11 protein-coding genes are annotated in these 15,659 nt (G+C 54.6%); 8 read left to right on the forward strand and 3 right to left on the reverse strand.

What is annotated here, in order from left to right; genetic code table 11:
• The first annotated feature begins 79 nt into the window (after positions 1-79).
• Complete coding sequence (yoaA, locus tag QWY30_RS01220; protein WP_290237492.1) at positions 80-2,071, forward strand: DNA repair helicase YoaA; 1,992 nt, start codon at positions 80-82, stop codon at positions 2,069-2,071.
• On the opposite strand, the gene QWY30_RS01225 is transcribed toward yoaA, so the two are convergent.
• Positions 2,068-2,916, reverse strand: coding sequence for an outer membrane protein assembly factor BamD (locus tag QWY30_RS01225; RefSeq protein WP_290237493.1), 849 nt, complete (start codon positions 2,914-2,916; stop codon positions 2,068-2,070). The genes yoaA and QWY30_RS01225 overlap by 4 nt on opposite strands.
• Before the next feature lie 53 nt (positions 2,917-2,969).
• On the opposite strand from QWY30_RS01225, the gene QWY30_RS01230 reads away from it, so the two are divergent.
• From QWY30_RS01230 to phaR, 5 genes are all read left to right on the forward strand, one after another.
• Positions 2,970-3,926: an RluA family pseudouridine synthase gene (locus QWY30_RS01230; RefSeq protein ID WP_290237495.1), complete on the forward strand. Its 957-nt coding sequence runs from the start codon at positions 2,970-2,972 to the stop codon at positions 3,924-3,926.
• Complete coding sequence (gene pgeF / locus QWY30_RS01235) at positions 3,917-4,735, forward strand: peptidoglycan editing factor PgeF (protein WP_290237497.1); 819 nt, start codon at positions 3,917-3,919, stop codon at positions 4,733-4,735. The genes QWY30_RS01230 and pgeF overlap by 10 nt, the downstream gene beginning before the upstream one ends.
• An 86-nt stretch (positions 4,736-4,821) precedes the next feature.
• Positions 4,822-6,444: a class I poly(R)-hydroxyalkanoic acid synthase gene (gene phaC / locus QWY30_RS01240; RefSeq protein ID WP_290237499.1), complete on the forward strand. Its 1,623-nt coding sequence runs from the start codon at positions 4,822-4,824 to the stop codon at positions 6,442-6,444.
• Positions 6,445-6,488: 44 nt separating this feature from the next.
• Entirely contained in the window at positions 6,489-7,226 is a 738-nt protein-coding gene (phbB, locus tag QWY30_RS01245; protein WP_290237501.1) for an acetoacetyl-CoA reductase, read from the forward strand.
• 85 nt (positions 7,227-7,311) lie between these two features.
• On the forward strand, positions 7,312-7,881 hold the full coding sequence (gene phaR, locus QWY30_RS01250) for a polyhydroxyalkanoate synthesis repressor PhaR (RefSeq protein WP_290237503.1): 570 nt from the start codon (positions 7,312-7,314) through the stop codon (positions 7,879-7,881).
• Positions 7,882-7,887: 6 nt separating this feature from the next.
• Here phaR and cphA read toward each other — a convergent pair whose 3' ends face one another.
• Together cphA and QWY30_RS01260 are read right to left on the reverse strand one after the other, a co-directional pair.
• Entirely contained in the window at positions 7,888-10,458 is a 2,571-nt protein-coding gene (gene cphA, locus QWY30_RS01255) for a cyanophycin synthetase (protein WP_290237505.1), read from the reverse strand.
• A gap of 58 nt (positions 10,459-10,516) precedes the next feature.
• Complete coding sequence (locus QWY30_RS01260) at positions 10,517-12,673, reverse strand: cyanophycin synthetase (protein ID WP_290237507.1); 2,157 nt, start codon at positions 12,671-12,673, stop codon at positions 10,517-10,519.
• A 240-nt stretch (positions 12,674-12,913) separates the two neighbouring features.
• Between QWY30_RS01260 and QWY30_RS01265 the strand changes: the two genes are divergently transcribed.
• The gene (locus QWY30_RS01265) at positions 12,914-15,199 is read left to right on the forward strand and encodes a cyanophycin metabolism-associated ABC transporter (protein WP_290237509.1); all 2,286 of its coding nucleotides are present in this window, start codon (positions 12,914-12,916) and stop codon (positions 15,197-15,199) included.
• Positions 15,192-15,656, forward strand: coding sequence for a cyanophycin metabolism-associated DUF1854 family protein (locus QWY30_RS01270; RefSeq protein ID WP_290237511.1), 465 nt, complete (start codon positions 15,192-15,194; stop codon positions 15,654-15,656). Before QWY30_RS01265 ends, QWY30_RS01270 begins: the two co-directional genes overlap by 8 nt.
• The last annotated feature ends 3 nt before the right edge of the window (positions 15,657-15,659 follow it).

Below are 15,659 nucleotides of genomic sequence, written 5' to 3' on the forward strand. Positions count from 1 at the left end.
AAACGGACGATTTTGCCACAAGACTGAATTCGGCCCCGTTTCGACGGGGTATGATCCGGCTTGCCCTTTGGTGTCCTTTATGCAAGAACCTACGATTTCCGAGCTTTTCTCTCTTGATGGCCCTCTGGCCGTCATGTCTCCTGGCTTTCGCGTCCGGCCCTCCCAGATTGAGCTTGCCCAGGCTGTTGAGCGCACCATTGCCGAGCGCTCAACACTGGTGGCTGAGGCAGGGACTGGCACAGGTAAAACCTGGGCTTACCTGGTGCCCGCTTTACTTGGAGGAGGAAAGGTTCTGGTCTCGACCGGGACGCGTACCCTCCAGGACCAGTTGTTTGCGCGTGATTTGCCCAGGGTCCGAGAGGCCTTGAGTCTGCCAGCCTCGATCGCGCTTTTAAAAGGGCGTGGTAATTATGTGTGCCACTATCACCTGGAGCGAATTCAGGGAGAGGATCGGTCTCTGCATTCGCGGGCTGAGGTCCAGCAGTTGCGTCATATCCAAACGTTTACACAGCAGAGCAACACAGGCGATCGCGCCGACTTGCCTTCGGTTCCCGAGGATGCGGAAATTTGGCAGCGTGTGACCTCCACGCGTGAAAATTGTCTCGGACAGGATTGCCCCAATGTGCGAGATTGTTTTGTCCTCAAAGCGCGTCGCCAGGCACAGGAGGCAGATGTTGTCGTGATCAATCACGCCTTGTTCATGGCGGATTTGATGCTGCGTGACGAGGGGATTACAGATTTGTTACCTGCCGCGGATACAGTGATCTTTGATGAGGCCCATCAGCTGCCTGACACGGCAACGCGTTTTCTCGGAACAAGTATTTCGACTCACCAGTTATTAGACTTATCCAAGTTGGTAGAAACCGCAGGTTTGGCGCATGCACGCGAGCTGACGAACTGGTCGGAGCAGGCGCGTCGGATTGAGCACGCCGCCAAGGAACTCAGGCTGAGCTGCGCTGCGCTTGAGAAAATGCCAGCGCGCAGAGTGACTTTCGAAGCCTTTCCCTCGCCAGAGAACTTTGATGCTGCACGCGATGTGTTGCAATTGGCTCTTGATGAGATTGCACGCATGCTTTCCAGTGTTGAGGAAAAGCATCCTGATTTGGCTGCGGCTGCGCGCAGCTGCCACGAACTTGCAGAGCGCTTATCCCAATGGGGAAAGCCGGGTCGAACGAGTCATGCTGCGCTTGAGGATGAGCAGGAGGTTGTGCGCTGGGTTGAATTAGGCCTGCACCATGTTCGCTTGCATGCGGCGCCTCTTTCAGTTGCGGAGGCGTTTTCACGCTATCGACAGGGCGGTCAGGCTTGGATCTTTACTTCCGCGACCTTGTCTGTCCATGGAGATTTTTCACACTTTACCTCTCGCCTGGGACTGGAAAAAGCCGAAACGCTGCGCATGGAGTCCCCGTTTGATTATGCGAATCAAGCTTTGTTATTCGTACCTAGGTCGCTACCTCCTCCTCAGTCGGCGGATTTTTTACCTGCGTTCGTCGACACCTTGATGCCGTTGATTCAGGCCAGTCAGGGAGGCGCCCTGGTTTTATGCACGACGTTGCGTGCGGTCGAGCGTGTGGCGGGGTTGCTGGCGGACGCTTACGATCGGCTTGGTTTGACTTGGCCAATCATGCGCCAAGGCAACGGTACGCGTCGGGATTTGCTGGAGCGGTTTCGCACACTTGACCATGCCGTGCTGGTGGGGAGTGCAAGTTTTTGGGAAGGGATTGATGTGGCCGGTGATCGTTTGACCCTCGTGGCGATTGATAAGTTACCCTTCGCGCCGCCGGATGATCCCGTGCTTGAGGCGCGTCTAAAGGCTTGTCGCAGTCGTGGCGGTAACCCCTTTATGGAGTATCAGCTTCCTGAGGCTGCAATTGCGCTCAAACAAGGAGCGGGTCGGCTCATTCGCACCGAGACAGACTGGGGCGTGCTGATGGTGGGTGATACCCGTCTGGTTGACAAGCCTTATGGAAAACAACTTTGGCGGGGCTTGCCGCCTTTTGCAAGGACACGCGATGTTGAGGAGGCTGTGGCCTTTTATCAACGCCACAGCGCTCCGATTGATGCGACTTAGAACAGACGCAGTGGGTTCCAGGCGCTGTACTTATTGGGGAAACCTTCGCTGATCAGCTTGGTTTTGGGAAAGTTTTGCAGCAAGACCCGCTCTGCATCGTTGCGAAGTTCCGTCATGCCAAGCTTTTCATAAGACATCATCATGATGTACAAGGCCGATTCGGCAGCGGGCACACCCTGGTAGTCGGTGATCACGCTCTGGGCGCGGTTGATGGCCGCGACGTAGGCGTAGCGATCGTAATAGAAGCGTGCAACGGCGAGTTCATTTTCGGCCATTGTATTGACCAGCCAGTTCAGGCGCTTGCGCGCATCGGGTGTGTAACGGCTTTCTGGGAACTGCTGTACGAGCTCGGTAAAGGCGGCAAAAGACTGACGCAGCGCGCGCACGTCACGCTCGCCTGGATTTTGACGCGTCAGACCCGAAAATACGGCGCTGGGCGGCGTGAAGTTGATGAGTCCCTTGAGGTACAGCACGTAATCCATTGAGGGATTGCCGGGGTATTGTTGCTGAAAACGATTGAGTGTCCCCAGGGCAAGCTCAGGCTCTTTGTCTTTCCATTGGCAATAGGCCAGATTAATCTGGGCCTGCTGCGCATACACACCAAACGGGAAGCGTGCCTCAACCGCCGCAAAGCGCTCTTTGGCAACGCGCCAGTTTGCCGCATTCATTTCGGTTTTGCCGTCTTGGAACAGTCGCTCAGCATTCCAGTTCGCTGTGGGATCGTATTCCGGAGCCTTCGTGCCGCAGCCGGCAATGACCACCAATGCGGCGAGCATTAGCAAAACACGGCTGGCAAGCTGGCTGAGCGCGAGTGTAGGAAGAAAAGAAAGGGCGGTGCGACTCATCACGAGATGATCCTTGGTGTTAGCATTCTCCACTGATTATAAGACGAGTCGAAATGCCTGATACCCCTATTTCTGAAGATGCCCTCCCGGACGACGAACCCCTGATTTTTCTGGTGACGGATGAGATGCCGCTCGAGCGGCTGGACAAGGTCCTGGCTCAGTTGGTGCCTCAGCACTCCCGTAGTCGTCTTCAAGCCTGGATTGAGCGCGGGCATGTGCTTGTCAACGGCCAGGTCGCACGTGTTCGCCAGACGCTGCGAGAGGATGACGTGATCACTGTTTATGCTCAGCCATCCCCGGAAGAAGGCGCATTCAAGGCCGAACCGATCGATTTCGAGGTGATGGGTGAAAGTCCTGACTGGGTCGTCGTAAACAAACCAGTCGGTCTTGTGACCCATCCTGGTGCCGGCAACTGGAGTGGGACGCTGTTGAACGGATTGCTTTACCGCTATCCAGAGTTGGCCCAAGTGGCGCGAGCGGGGATTGTGCACCGTCTCGATAAAGATACTTCGGGACTGTTGGTGGTAGCTAGAAACGAGGTGGCTCAAACGCATTTGGTTCGGCAGCTCCAGGCTCGAACCATGGGGCGCGAATATCTGGCTCTGGCGCATGGGCGGATGTTGGGCGCGGGGACGGTGGATCGTCCGATTGGACGGGATCCGCGGGTACCTGTTCGTATGAGCGTCGAGCGTCCAAGCGCTCCCAAACCTGCTGTCACGCATTACGCGCTGATGCGCGTAGGTGAGTACCACGGTTCCAATATCTCCCAAGTCAGTTGTCGTCTGGAGACCGGCCGCACCCACCAGATCCGCGTGCATCTGGCGAGCTTGGGTCATCCCCTGTTGGGCGATACGCTATACGGTGGAAGAATTTTGGGTGATGCGAATCGGCAGATGCTTCATGCTTATCAACTTCGATTCGAAGATCCGGGCACAGGTGGCGAGGTGTCTTTTATCGCGCCGCCAGCCGAGGATTTATCGAGAGTCCAAGATCAAATCCAATGGAAATAAACACTCAATCCTCCATTCCTGTCATTCGTCCTGCCAAAGCCTGGTCTGGCGTCCATACTTTTTGTACGACCCGCGTGGGAGGTGTGGGCCGACCTCCTTACGACTCCTTCAATCTGGGTCTTGGGGCGGGTGACCTTCCCGAGACAGTGTTGACGAATCGGGGTTTGCTCGCCCAGTTGATCCCGCAGGAGCCTGCCTGGTTGCAACAAGTGCACGGCGTGCGCGTGGTCGATGCGGATGACCCTAAAAATTTTGTATCGGCAAACTCTCCACCTGCGGCGGATGCTTCAGTGACCACGCAACATGAGCGTGTGCTGGCCGTTTTGACTGCGGACTGTCTGTCTGTCGTATTGGCGGATGATCGAGCAACGGTGCTGGGTGCGGCGCATGCCGGCTGGAAAGGTCTGGCAGCGGGCGTGCTCGAGGAAACACTGTCCCTCATGAAGCGCAAACAGCCTGATGCCATGGGTTGGCGTGCCTGGATCGGTCCCGGAATTGGTGCTGCTGCTTTTCAAGTGGGTGCGGACGTGTGCCAGGCGTTTGCAGCCGAGCTTGCGCTTGAGCCCAGCCTGTGTGTCCCTGATCCTGCAGTCTGCGACCGCTGGAGACTTGATCTGGCGGGTCTTGCGCGGTTACGTCTCTCCAAGATGGGTGTGGGTGATGTTGAGCTGAGCCATTGCTGCACAGCCACCAATCCTAAGCAATTCTTTTCCTATCGACGTGATCGTCAGACTGGTCGCATGGCCACGTTGGCTTGGCTCAGTCATCAGCCTGAGTCAAATGATGTAATGGTGGGGCGGGATCCATGAATGACGTTTGCGTCCGTTTCCCCTGATTGACATTATTTGTATTGCAGCGCAGGATTGAAACGCCGTGTGCATATAAAGGTCACGATTTGAATTTTCCATTTCCTGATGGTTGGACTCCACCAGCCGGTATCTCTCCCGAAGCCCTCGTCAAGATTCAGCAGGATTTTTTGGAGGGCTGGCAACGCATCTCAAAAGATGCAGCCGATGGACATTTAACTCCCTTAAAAGACAGACGTTTTGCCGGGACGGCCTGGGCAAGCAGTCCTCCGCATCTGATGATGGCGCACTTGTATTTGCTTTCTGCTGACGCGATGAGTCGCATGGTGACAGCCTCGGAAGCTGCGCCAGAGGTCAAAAACCGTTTGGAGTTTTCCATCAGCCAGTGGCTCGATGCTTTGTCTCCTGCCAATTTTTTAGCGACGAATCCCGAGGCACAAGCAGCACTTGTAGAGTCGGGCGGTGAGACACTTGTCTCGGGTATGAGTAATTTGCTCAGTGATTTGCAAAAGGGACGCATTACTCAAACGGACGAAACTAAATTCAAGCTTGGTGAAAACGTTGCGACGACACCAGGTTCGGTGGTGTTCCAAAATCCGTATTTTCAGTTGCTCCAGTACGCACCCACCACACCGACTGTATTTCAGAAACCTATTTTGTTGGTGCCCCCATGTATCAACAAGTTTTACATCCTTGATCTCCAACCGGAAAACTCTTTTGTCCGCTTTCTCGTGGAACAAGGGTTTACCGTCTTTCTGATTTCATGGCGTAATCCGATCGCCGAAGAGAACGATGGAATGGAGAAAGCCACCTGGGATGATTATCTCGAGCAAGGCGTTCTCAAAGCGATCGAAGTGACACAGGCGATTTCCAGACAAAAACAGATCAATGCTCTGGGCTTCTGTGTGGGAGGAACGATGCTGGCGACGGCGCTTGCCGTGGCGGCAGCCAGAGGCCAAGAGCCGGTCTCGTCAGTGACGATGCTGACTGCGATGATTGATTTTCGAGACACGGGCATGCTGGGTGTTTTTGTCGACGAGCAACATGCGCAATTGCGCGAACGGCAAATCGGTCAGGGCGGATTCATGTCTGCGCGCGAACTTGGTTCAACGTTTTCTTTTTTGCGTCCGAATGAACTCGTGTGGAACTATGTTGTTTCCAATTATCTGAAAGGTGAAACACCCGTCGCTTTTGATTTGCTCTTCTGGAATAGTGACGGTACAAATTTGCCGGGTCCGTTTTTCACATGGTATTTCCGCAATACCTATCTCGAAAACAAGCTGCGTCAACCGAATGCGCTGAAATGTTGCGGCGTACCGATCGATATGCGCAAAGTCAAGATTCCGGCTTTCATCTATGCCTCGCGCGAGGATCATATTGTTCCGTGGCAGTCCGCCTTTGCCACGCTTTCATTGTTTTCGGGCGAGAACACTTTTGTTCTGGGTGCGTCGGGCCATATTGCTGGTGTGATCAATCCACCGGCAAAAAACAAACGAAGTTATTGGGTGGGGCCGACGGAGTCAAAAACTCAGGATCCAGAAAAATGGGATCAGCAGGCAACAGAGAAACCAGGGAGCTGGTGGCCGACTTGGGTCGAATGGCTCGCCACGCAGAGCGGCAAACGGGTGCGTGCACCCAAGCAAGCGGGTCGCGCGCCGTTTGATGTGCTCGAGGCAGCACCCGGTTCATATGTCAAGGTGAGGGCAGTCTAACTTCAGTTCAAAGTATCGTGCAGGGCAACCAGGGGAGAACCAGTATGAGTGCAAAGATTGCGTATGTCACAGGTGGTATGGGTGGAATCGGAACTGCGATTTGTCAGCGTCTGGCCAAGGATGGTATGACAGTCATTGCTGGTTGTGGTCCAAGTCGTGACCATCAGCAGTGGATTGATGAACAGGCCGCTCTGGGTTACACGTTCTATGCGTCTGTCGGAAACGTCTCCGATTGGAACTCTTGCGAAGCGGCATTTAAAAAGGTTGTCGCAGAGCACGGCCCCGTCGATGTTTTGGTGAACAATGCTGGCATCACCCGCGACGGAGTATTCCGTAAAATGTCACTTGATGATTGGCGTGCCGTGATGGATACCAACCTGAACAGCTTGTTTAACGTGACCAAGCAAGTGATCGACGGAATGGCTGATCGTGGATTTGGGCGTATCATTAACATCAGTTCAGTGAACGGACAGAAAGGGCAGTTTGGCCAATGTAATTACGCAACGGCCAAGGCGGCCATTCATGGTTTCACCATGTCGCTGGCGCTCGAGGTTGCCAGCAAAGGTGTGACGGTCAATACCGTTTCGCCTGGCTATATCGGGACAGACATGGTGCGGGCTATTCGTCCGGATGTGCTTGAGAAAATTATTGCTACCATTCCTGTCAAACGACTTGGACGGCCTGAGGAAATTGCTTCTATCATTGCCTGGATCGCGTCTGAGGAATCAGGGTTTTCGACCGGAGCGGATTTCTCACTGAACGGTGGTTTGCACATGGGTTAGTTCAGGCGAATGCGCCGGGTGGGTTGTTGACCTGCTCGGCGAGTATTTAAAATGGATAAATAGACAGTAGATCTGGGGACAAGTAATGACTGAAGCAGCAGCGGGCGCCGTTGTACGCCTGATTAAAAAGTATCCTAATCGCCGGCTGTACGATACACAGACCAGCACTTACATCACATTGGCTGATGTCAAACAGCTTGTATTGGAAAATGAGTCATTCAAAGTTGTCGATGCCAAGTCGTCCGAGGATCTGACGCGCAGCATTTTGCTACAGATTATTCTCGAAGAGGAGAGCGGTGGAATGCCGATGTTCTCTTCGACGATGCTTGCTCAGGTGATTCGTTTTTATGGCCACGCGATGCAAGGCATGATGGGCTCGTACCTCGAAAAAAATATCCAGGCTTTCATGGAAATTCAGGAACGGATGGCAGACCAGTCAAAAGGTCTTTATGGCACGAATCAGTTCGCACCTGAGGCTTGGTCGCAATTCATGAGCGCACAGACGCCTATGGTGCAAAACATGATGAACAGCTACGTCGAGCAAAGCAAGAACTTGTTTTCCCAGATGCAGGACAAGATGCAAGACCAGACGCGCACCATGTTCTCGACATTCCCTTTCCCACCCGGATCGCCAGCTGAGAAAGGGAAAAGCTAATACAGCTCAACCCTGTGCAACGCGCAGGGCGATGTGATCCAGCGCCTCCTGCACCTGATCGATCAGTATCAAACACAGATCGCCAGGCTGCAGTTTGGCCAGCGCCGTATCGATGGCCAGAAACTCGCCCCGGATTTCCACAATATCTTTGGTTCTTGACACATTCTGCAAACCTTTTTGCAAAAGTGCGAGCACTTCGCCGTCTTCGCGACCGCGTTGACATTGATCCTGATACAAAATGGCCTGATCGAAGACTTCGCCGAGGATCTCGGTCTGGCGCACGATGTCCTCGTCACGGCGATCACCTGCGCCGCTGATGACGACCATGCGTCGTTTGGCCGGGATCGTTTCGACGGCCTGAATCAATGCTTGAATGGCATCCGGATTGTGTCCATAGTCGGCCACGACCGTGGCGCCCCTGTAGTCGAACACATTAAAGCGACCAGGTGCAGTTTGGGCATCGTTGACAAACGTGGACACACCGGTCGTGATGGTTTGCCAGTCGAGGCCCAGTGCCCAGGCCGCTGCGATCGAGGCCATTGCATTTTCATTTTGGAATGTGATGGTGCCATTGCGTGTGAGCGGAATCGATTTGAGCGCAATCCTGTGTTCGCGACCACCCTCAGCGGCCACGACATGATCGCCATCGATATACACGACGCGTTTACCTTGGGCCCGGTGCGTATTGAGAGCGGGATTGAGGCGGTCGATTGAAAAGAGCGTGACTGAACCCGGGCAAGCGTCCGCCATTTTAAGAACCATGGGATCAGACGCATTCAAGACGGCCGTGCCATTGGGGGCGACGTTTTGAACAATGACGCGTTTGACGAGTGCGAGATGATCGATGGTGTTGATGAAATTCATACCAAGATGATCACCGACTCCGAGGTTGGTGACGACTGCGACATCGCATTTGTCAAATCCAAGCCCTTCGCGCAAGATGCCACCACGCGCTGTTTCAAAGACGGCTGCATCCACATCGGGGTGCATGAGCACATTGCGAGCGCTGCGAGGACCGCTGCAGTCTCCGGTGTCGATGCAGCGATGTTCGATATAGACGCCATCGGAGTTGGTCATGCCAACGCGTTTGCCGCTTGTTTTCAACAAGTGCGCGGTTAACCTGACGGTTGTTGTCTTGCCGTTGGTCCCTGTCACGGCGACCACGGGGATCCGGGCGTTGTCACCCTCGGCGAACATCGTGGATATGATCGCTTCCCCCACGGGACGCGCTTTGCCGAAAGAGGGGCTCAAGTGCATACGCAGACCTGGCGCGGCATTGATTTCAACAATTCCGGCACGTTGTTCTTCCATGGGTTTGATCACGGTCTCGGCGACGAGATCGACGCCGGCAATATCAAGTCCCACCATTTGCGCTGCGGTCACCATTCTCGCGGCCAATTCCGGATGCACTTCGTCAGTGACATCAGTCGCGCTTCCGCCCGTACTCAGGTTCGCATTGTTACGCAGCAAAATGCGCTGACCCTTTTCCGGAATGGACTGTGCGTTCAGTCCCTGGTTGGCGAGTGTGGCCAGTGCGATTTCATCGAGCCGAATTTTTGTCAATGCCGTGGCGTGTCCGTCTCCACGCAAAGGATCTAAATTCACTGTTTCAACCAGTTGCGCGATGCTGTGCTGGCCATCGCCGATGACGCTGGGCGGATCACGTCTCGCGGCGGCAACGAGTTGGTTGCCGATCACCAGCATCCGGAAGTCGTGGCCGGGTATGTATTGCTCGATGATGACATCGCTGCTGATCGTGCTGGCGACATCAAACGCTTTATTGAGCTGTTCACGCGTTTCGATATTGACGGCGACCCCTTTGCCCTGATTGCCATCGCGGGGTTTGACCACCACGGGTAATCCGATGCGGGTCGCGATTTCCCAGGCTTCATCCTGGTCGCGGGCGACATGTCCCTGCGGAACAGGGACACCCGCCGCCTGAAGGAGCATTTTGGTGAGGTCTTTATCTTGGGCGATTGCTTCGGCGATTGCGCTGGTGCCGCTCGTCTCTGCCGCTTGAATACGTTTTTGTTTGCTGCCCCAGCCAAACTGTACCAAGCTACCTTCTGTGAGCCTGCGATAAGGAATGCCCCGTGCAACTGCGGCATCCACAATCGATCCTGTGCTGGGTCCCAGACGTACATCCTCGTCCAACTCCCGTAGTTCGCTCAGGGCCTGTTTGACGTCAAAGGGCGTGTCATCGAGCGCTGCCTGGCAAAGATTCTCCGCGAGTTCCAGGGCACGTCTTCCCACAGGTTCTTCTGTGTATTGAAAAACAATCTGGAAAACGTTTTGCTCGGGCGTCGCGGTCGTTTGACCAAAAGCGACAGGGCAGCCTGCTGCGGCCTGCAAGCCAAGCGCGATGGCTTCCAACGCATGTGCGACCGTGATGGGGTCTTTATGTCCCAGAGGGCGCAGCGGTTTGATTTCCGGGAATCGTGCTCGCAGTCTTGTGACAAAGCCGGGCATCTTGTCTAGGTCTGCCTCGTCGCCTGCACATGTCACGACGGCCTCGATGGCGGTGTGACGGCTCCATAAGTTAGGACCACGTAGAGCGCGAATTCTTGAAACTTCCATGTCGATTCCTGAGGATGAGGAGGTGGAACGTATTAAATCAATGAATGAGTTGAGTGAGTCAGTGCCATTCAAAAGCGATCAGACCCGCTTCGATCAAATCCGGTGTAACACCCAGCGACCATGCGGCGGCGGCAGCGGCGAGCACACTCGTGATGTGTTCGCGATGTGTGTCTTGACGGGTCACAGGGATGGACGTGATCGTACAGAGATTTCGGCGAACCGATCCATGCGCCAAAATGAGTTGGCCGTGCTCAACGAAGACAGCGCGTTCCCCGTTGGCAACATGATTGACCAGTGCAGGCAGTTTGGCCTGACTGCTAAAGAGTGTCACTTTGCCGTCGCAATAATCCGCAAGCGCCATGACACGAGCATCTTCTGCATTCAGGACAGCCATGCCATGAGGCAAGACGACGTCCATCTGGGTACGGTAGATATTGATGAGATCTTGTTCGTCTAGTATTTCGTAAGCGGCAAGGTCTTGAGTCCAGTCCACATTTGTGATGATGCCGACCTCACAACGCTCGTAGGCGAGACCTTCAGTCAAAATTTGTTTGCAACCGTTTTCAATGATGACCGCTTGCACTTCCCTGTTCAGAAGCACACGTCGTCCATTCGCGTGGTCCGCACAGTTTCCCGAGTGCAAACGGCGATGATCGACGAACAGGCCCTCGCTGCATGCCAGACCCGTTTTCCAACCATGCAAAGATAAAAGTTTGAAAAGTAGTTTGCCCGTCAGTGTTTTGCCACTGGTACCGGTGATTCCCGTGACGGGAATGCGTGCCATGTCTCCGGGGGGGAAGGTGTAGCCTACGATGTCCCGTCCAACTTGTCGTGCTTTGCCTTGAGCAGGCTTGAGATGCATGAGCAAGCCCGGACCCGCGTTGACCTCCACAATCGCGCCTTGTTGCGCGGCGAGGGGTTTGGAAATGTCTTGGGCGACAAGATCAATACCCGCAATGTCCAGGCCGACAATGCGAGCCGCCGTACAGGCAACGGCGGCCACTTCGGGATGCACTTGTTCGGTACAGTCAAAGGCGACATTGCCGTTACGCTGAATGGTGATTGTTTTGCCGATGGGGGGGACATCGTCCGGTCCAAAGCCTTGCCGTTTGATTTCGAGCATGACTGCCGAATCCAGGCGAACGTAGTTGAGCGGTTGATCTTCTTCGTGTCCGCGTCGCGGATCGGCATTGAGTTGCGTGTCGATGAGTTCGCGAATACTGCTTATGCCATCGCCAGTGACTGTCGCATCCTGGCCTTTGGCTGCGGCGATGAGTTTCCCCCCCACCACCAGCAGTCTGTGCTCGTCGCCGCGGATGAATTGTTCAACGAGTACACCTGACCCTTCCTCGATTGCGACGGCGTACGCCCGTTCAATTTCCTCTTTTGTTGACAGATTCGTGAAGACGCCGCGTCCATGGTTACCGTCACTAGGCTTGACCACGACGGGCAGGCCTAAATCGACTGCGGCTTCCCAGGCATCCTCGACGTTTGCGACCTCTCGGCCGACCGGTACGGGCACGCCACAGGCACGTAATAAGCTCTTGGTCAGATCTTTGTCGCGAGAGATGGTCTCAGCAATCGCGCCAGTGTTGTCAGTTTCAGCGGTCCAGATGCGTCGCTGGTTCACGCCATAGCCCAACTGCAACAAGTTGCCGGAGCTCAGTCTGATCGCTGGAATGTCACGGTCATCCGCGGCATCCACAATGCAAGCAGTGCTGGGCCCGAGGCAAAAGCGCTGTCGCAAATCATGAAGCGTATCAACCATGGGCTTGACCTCGAGTGCTTGATCCTCGAGTGCATTCAGAATGAGTGTGCGCGCGAAAGCCAATGCCTGGCGCGTCACGTTCTCATGCCATGCGCGCACGACGACCTTGTACAGGCCAGGTTGGGAAGTCGCACGCGTTTGACCGAACCCTCCGGGCATGCCCGCCAGTTGCTGTAAGACCAGCGTGAGATGCTCAAGCAGGTGAGGCGGCCAAATGCCTGCGGCCAGCACGGATGGGGTGTCTTTGGTGGCTTCAATCCCTGGCCCAGGCTGGATAAGCGCTGGCACGGCTTTGATTAAGCGTTCGTAGGCGGCTAGAACTTTGGGGGCGGGAAGTGCTTGAAACCCGTCAAACTGTATCCAGGCCTCGATGACCGGGCGGTAGGTCCAGATATTCGGCCCGCGTAAATAAATGTCACGCCGGGTCGAGATGTCACATGTGCTCATAGGAAACAGTTTGGCTGCAGTAAAAGAGTATTTTGTTGCGCTGCACAACGTCATGCATGTGTCATTATCGCAGCAAAAAAGGTGTTTGGCGGGGCCTGACACATCGCGAGATCAATGCTTGGAGCATATGCTAGTTATACTTGCGAGGTGAACAGATTATTGAGCCAGCCAAATTTTCCCAATGAACAGCTTTCTGTTGCAGTCGGCGTTCCAGACTGACGAGCCCCTTCTGCCGCAGCAATGACACCTCTCGCATCCTCTGAGTCCACTCTCAGCCCATCCTTGCCCAGTAGTTGGTCAGACACTCTGACAGCGCTGCTGGAGCCGGATGAGCACGTCATTTCCTGGCTTGAGCCTGACCTGGACGACCGGCTGTATTTTGCGACGGGTGCGCTGGTCTTGACATCGCGTCGGCTGTTTTCAAGAGCGCCCGGCTCGACGGACTGGCTAGTCTGGACTGTATCCACGTCCCAGTCGCTTCAGCATCGCGATCATGCTGGAGTCGGTGCCATCGAGTTGTTTGATGGCGCAAACCGCCTCGGGATCTGGCGCCATACGCTAGGTATTGTTCCGGCTGTGGCTCGCATGGTCGAACTGTTTGGCAATTTACAAAAAAAATTACGCGACCCAAATGCTGAGATCGTGGTCGATGCGGCCTCTTGTCCTGCTTGTGGCACACCTTACGCACCTGACCAGGATGAGTGCGCGGTTTGTGATGCCGCCCCGACCGGACCGAGCGATACCTGGGCGTTGCTGCGTTTGGCGCGATTTGCCAAACCTTATCGGATACCGTTGCTTGTCGGATTGTTGTTGACGCTGATGTCGACTGCAGCCTCGCTGGTGCCCCCATACCTCACCATGCCGTTGATGGATGACATTCTGATTCCTTTTCAGAATGGCAAGCCTATTGACTACGATTTAGTGACCCTTTACTTGACGGGTCTGGTTGTGGCTGCTTTGCTTGCCTGGTTGCTGGGATGGGCCCGAACCTATCTCTTGTCCTGGGTCAGTGAACGTATCGGCGCGGACTTGCGCACGACGACATTCAATCATCTTCAGACATTGTCCCTGCAGTTTTTCGGCGGCAAGCGAACAGGCGATTTGATGGCGCGTATTGGTAGCGAAACGGATCGCATCAATTTATTTCTGTCTTTGCATTTCCTTGATTTCGTCAACGATGTCTTGATGATTTTGATGACGGCCGCGATCTTGCTGTCCATTGATCCATGGTTGGCAGTCACGACACTGGTTCCATTGCCGGTCATTATTTGGATGATTCATCTGGTCAGGGATCGCTTGCGTTTCGGTTTTGAAAAAGTTGACCGCTCTTGGAGCGAGCTGACCAATGTGCTGGCCGATACGATTCCCGGAATCCGTGTGGTTAAAGCATTCGCTCAGGAAAAACGTGAAGTCGCACGCTTTAGAGAGGCGAATGATCGCTACCTGAATGTGAACGACCGTATCAACAAGATCTGGGCGCTCTTTGCCCCGACCGTTACTTTTCTGACAGAGATCGGTTTGTTGGTAGTTTGGATTTTTGGTATCACTCAAGTTGCCTCCAGCGCGATTAGCGTCGGTGTGTTGGCGGCATTCTTAGCTTATATCGGTCGTTTCTACACTCGACTGGATTCGATGAGCCGGATCGTGACCTATACCCAACAGGCCGCAGCGGGTGCCAAACGAATTTTCGATATTCTGGATCACGTCTCAAGTGTCCCCGATGCGCAACGCCCCGTGCCTCTAGACCGGATGGAGGGTCGGATCGAGATTCGCAATGTGGGTTTCCGTTACGGAAGTCGTACCGTGTTGCGAAACGTTAATCTGAGCATTGGTGCGGGGGAAATGATCGGACTGGTCGGGCATAGTGGCTCCGGCAAGAGTTCACTGGTCAACCTGATCTGTCGCTTCTACGATGTCACCGAGGGTGGTATTCGTGTCGATGGCGTGGATATTCGCTCCTATTCGCTCAACTCTTTCCGAAGCAACATTGGTCTGGTGTTGCAAGAGCCTTTCCTGTTTTTTGGCACGATTGCCGAAAATATTGCTTACGGAAAGCCGACCGCGACACGCGAGGAGGTCATCGCAGCAGCCAGAGCGGCTCGTGCGCACGAATTTATTTTGAGACTTCCTCAGGGCTACGATTCTCTGGTGGGAGAGCGTGGACAGGCTTTGTCAGGTGGTGAGCGTCAACGTATTTCTATTGCGCGCGCCTTGCTGATCGATCCTCGCATTTTGATTCTCGATGAAGCGACTTCGTCGGTTGATACGACAACAGAAATGGAAATCCAGGAGGCTCTGGATAATTTGATTCAGGGTCGTACGACTATTGCGATTGCGCACCGACTCAGCACGTTGCGTAAAGCCGATCGTTTGGTCGTACTAGACCGCGGGCAAGTCGTCGAGATCGGTAATCATGAGGATCTCTTGGCGCGCGGTGGCGCCTATCACGCTTTGTACGAAGCACAAACGCGTCAAGTGGATGCGGAACCTCCTCTCCCAAGTTCAAGTGAGGCGAGCAATGGTTGATTTTCAGCTCACGCGCAACTTGGCTGGGCGGCTCGTCCTGAGGCTTTCTGATGGCACGACACACGAAGGCGTTACGCCTGTGCGCGCGTACCCTGTTCAGTCTCCCCAGGAGTTTGTCGCATTGATGAGCACTGAAGGTAAGGAGGTGCTCTGGATTGAACGCCTGGCTGACGTGCCCGAGGATATCCGAGCGCTCGTTAATGAAGAAATCGCCTCGCGCGAGGTCATGCCTGTGATCCAGCATCTGACCAAGGTCTCAACCTATTCGACACCGAGCACCTGGGAGGTTGTGACGGATCGCGGTCCGACCAAATTCGTCCTGAAGGGTGAGGAGGATATCCGTCGCCTGAACGGAGGTACCCTCATCATTACTGACAGTCACGGTCTGCGTTTTTATGTGGCGGACATGCAGCAGCTCGATAAACATAGTCGCCGAATTCTCGATCGCTTCCTTTAAATC

Origin of the sequence: Zwartia panacis (assembly GCF_030410395.1) — a bacterium.
In the GTDB taxonomy this organism is placed as follows: domain Bacteria; phylum Pseudomonadota; class Gammaproteobacteria; order Burkholderiales; family Burkholderiaceae_B; genus Zwartia; species Zwartia panacis.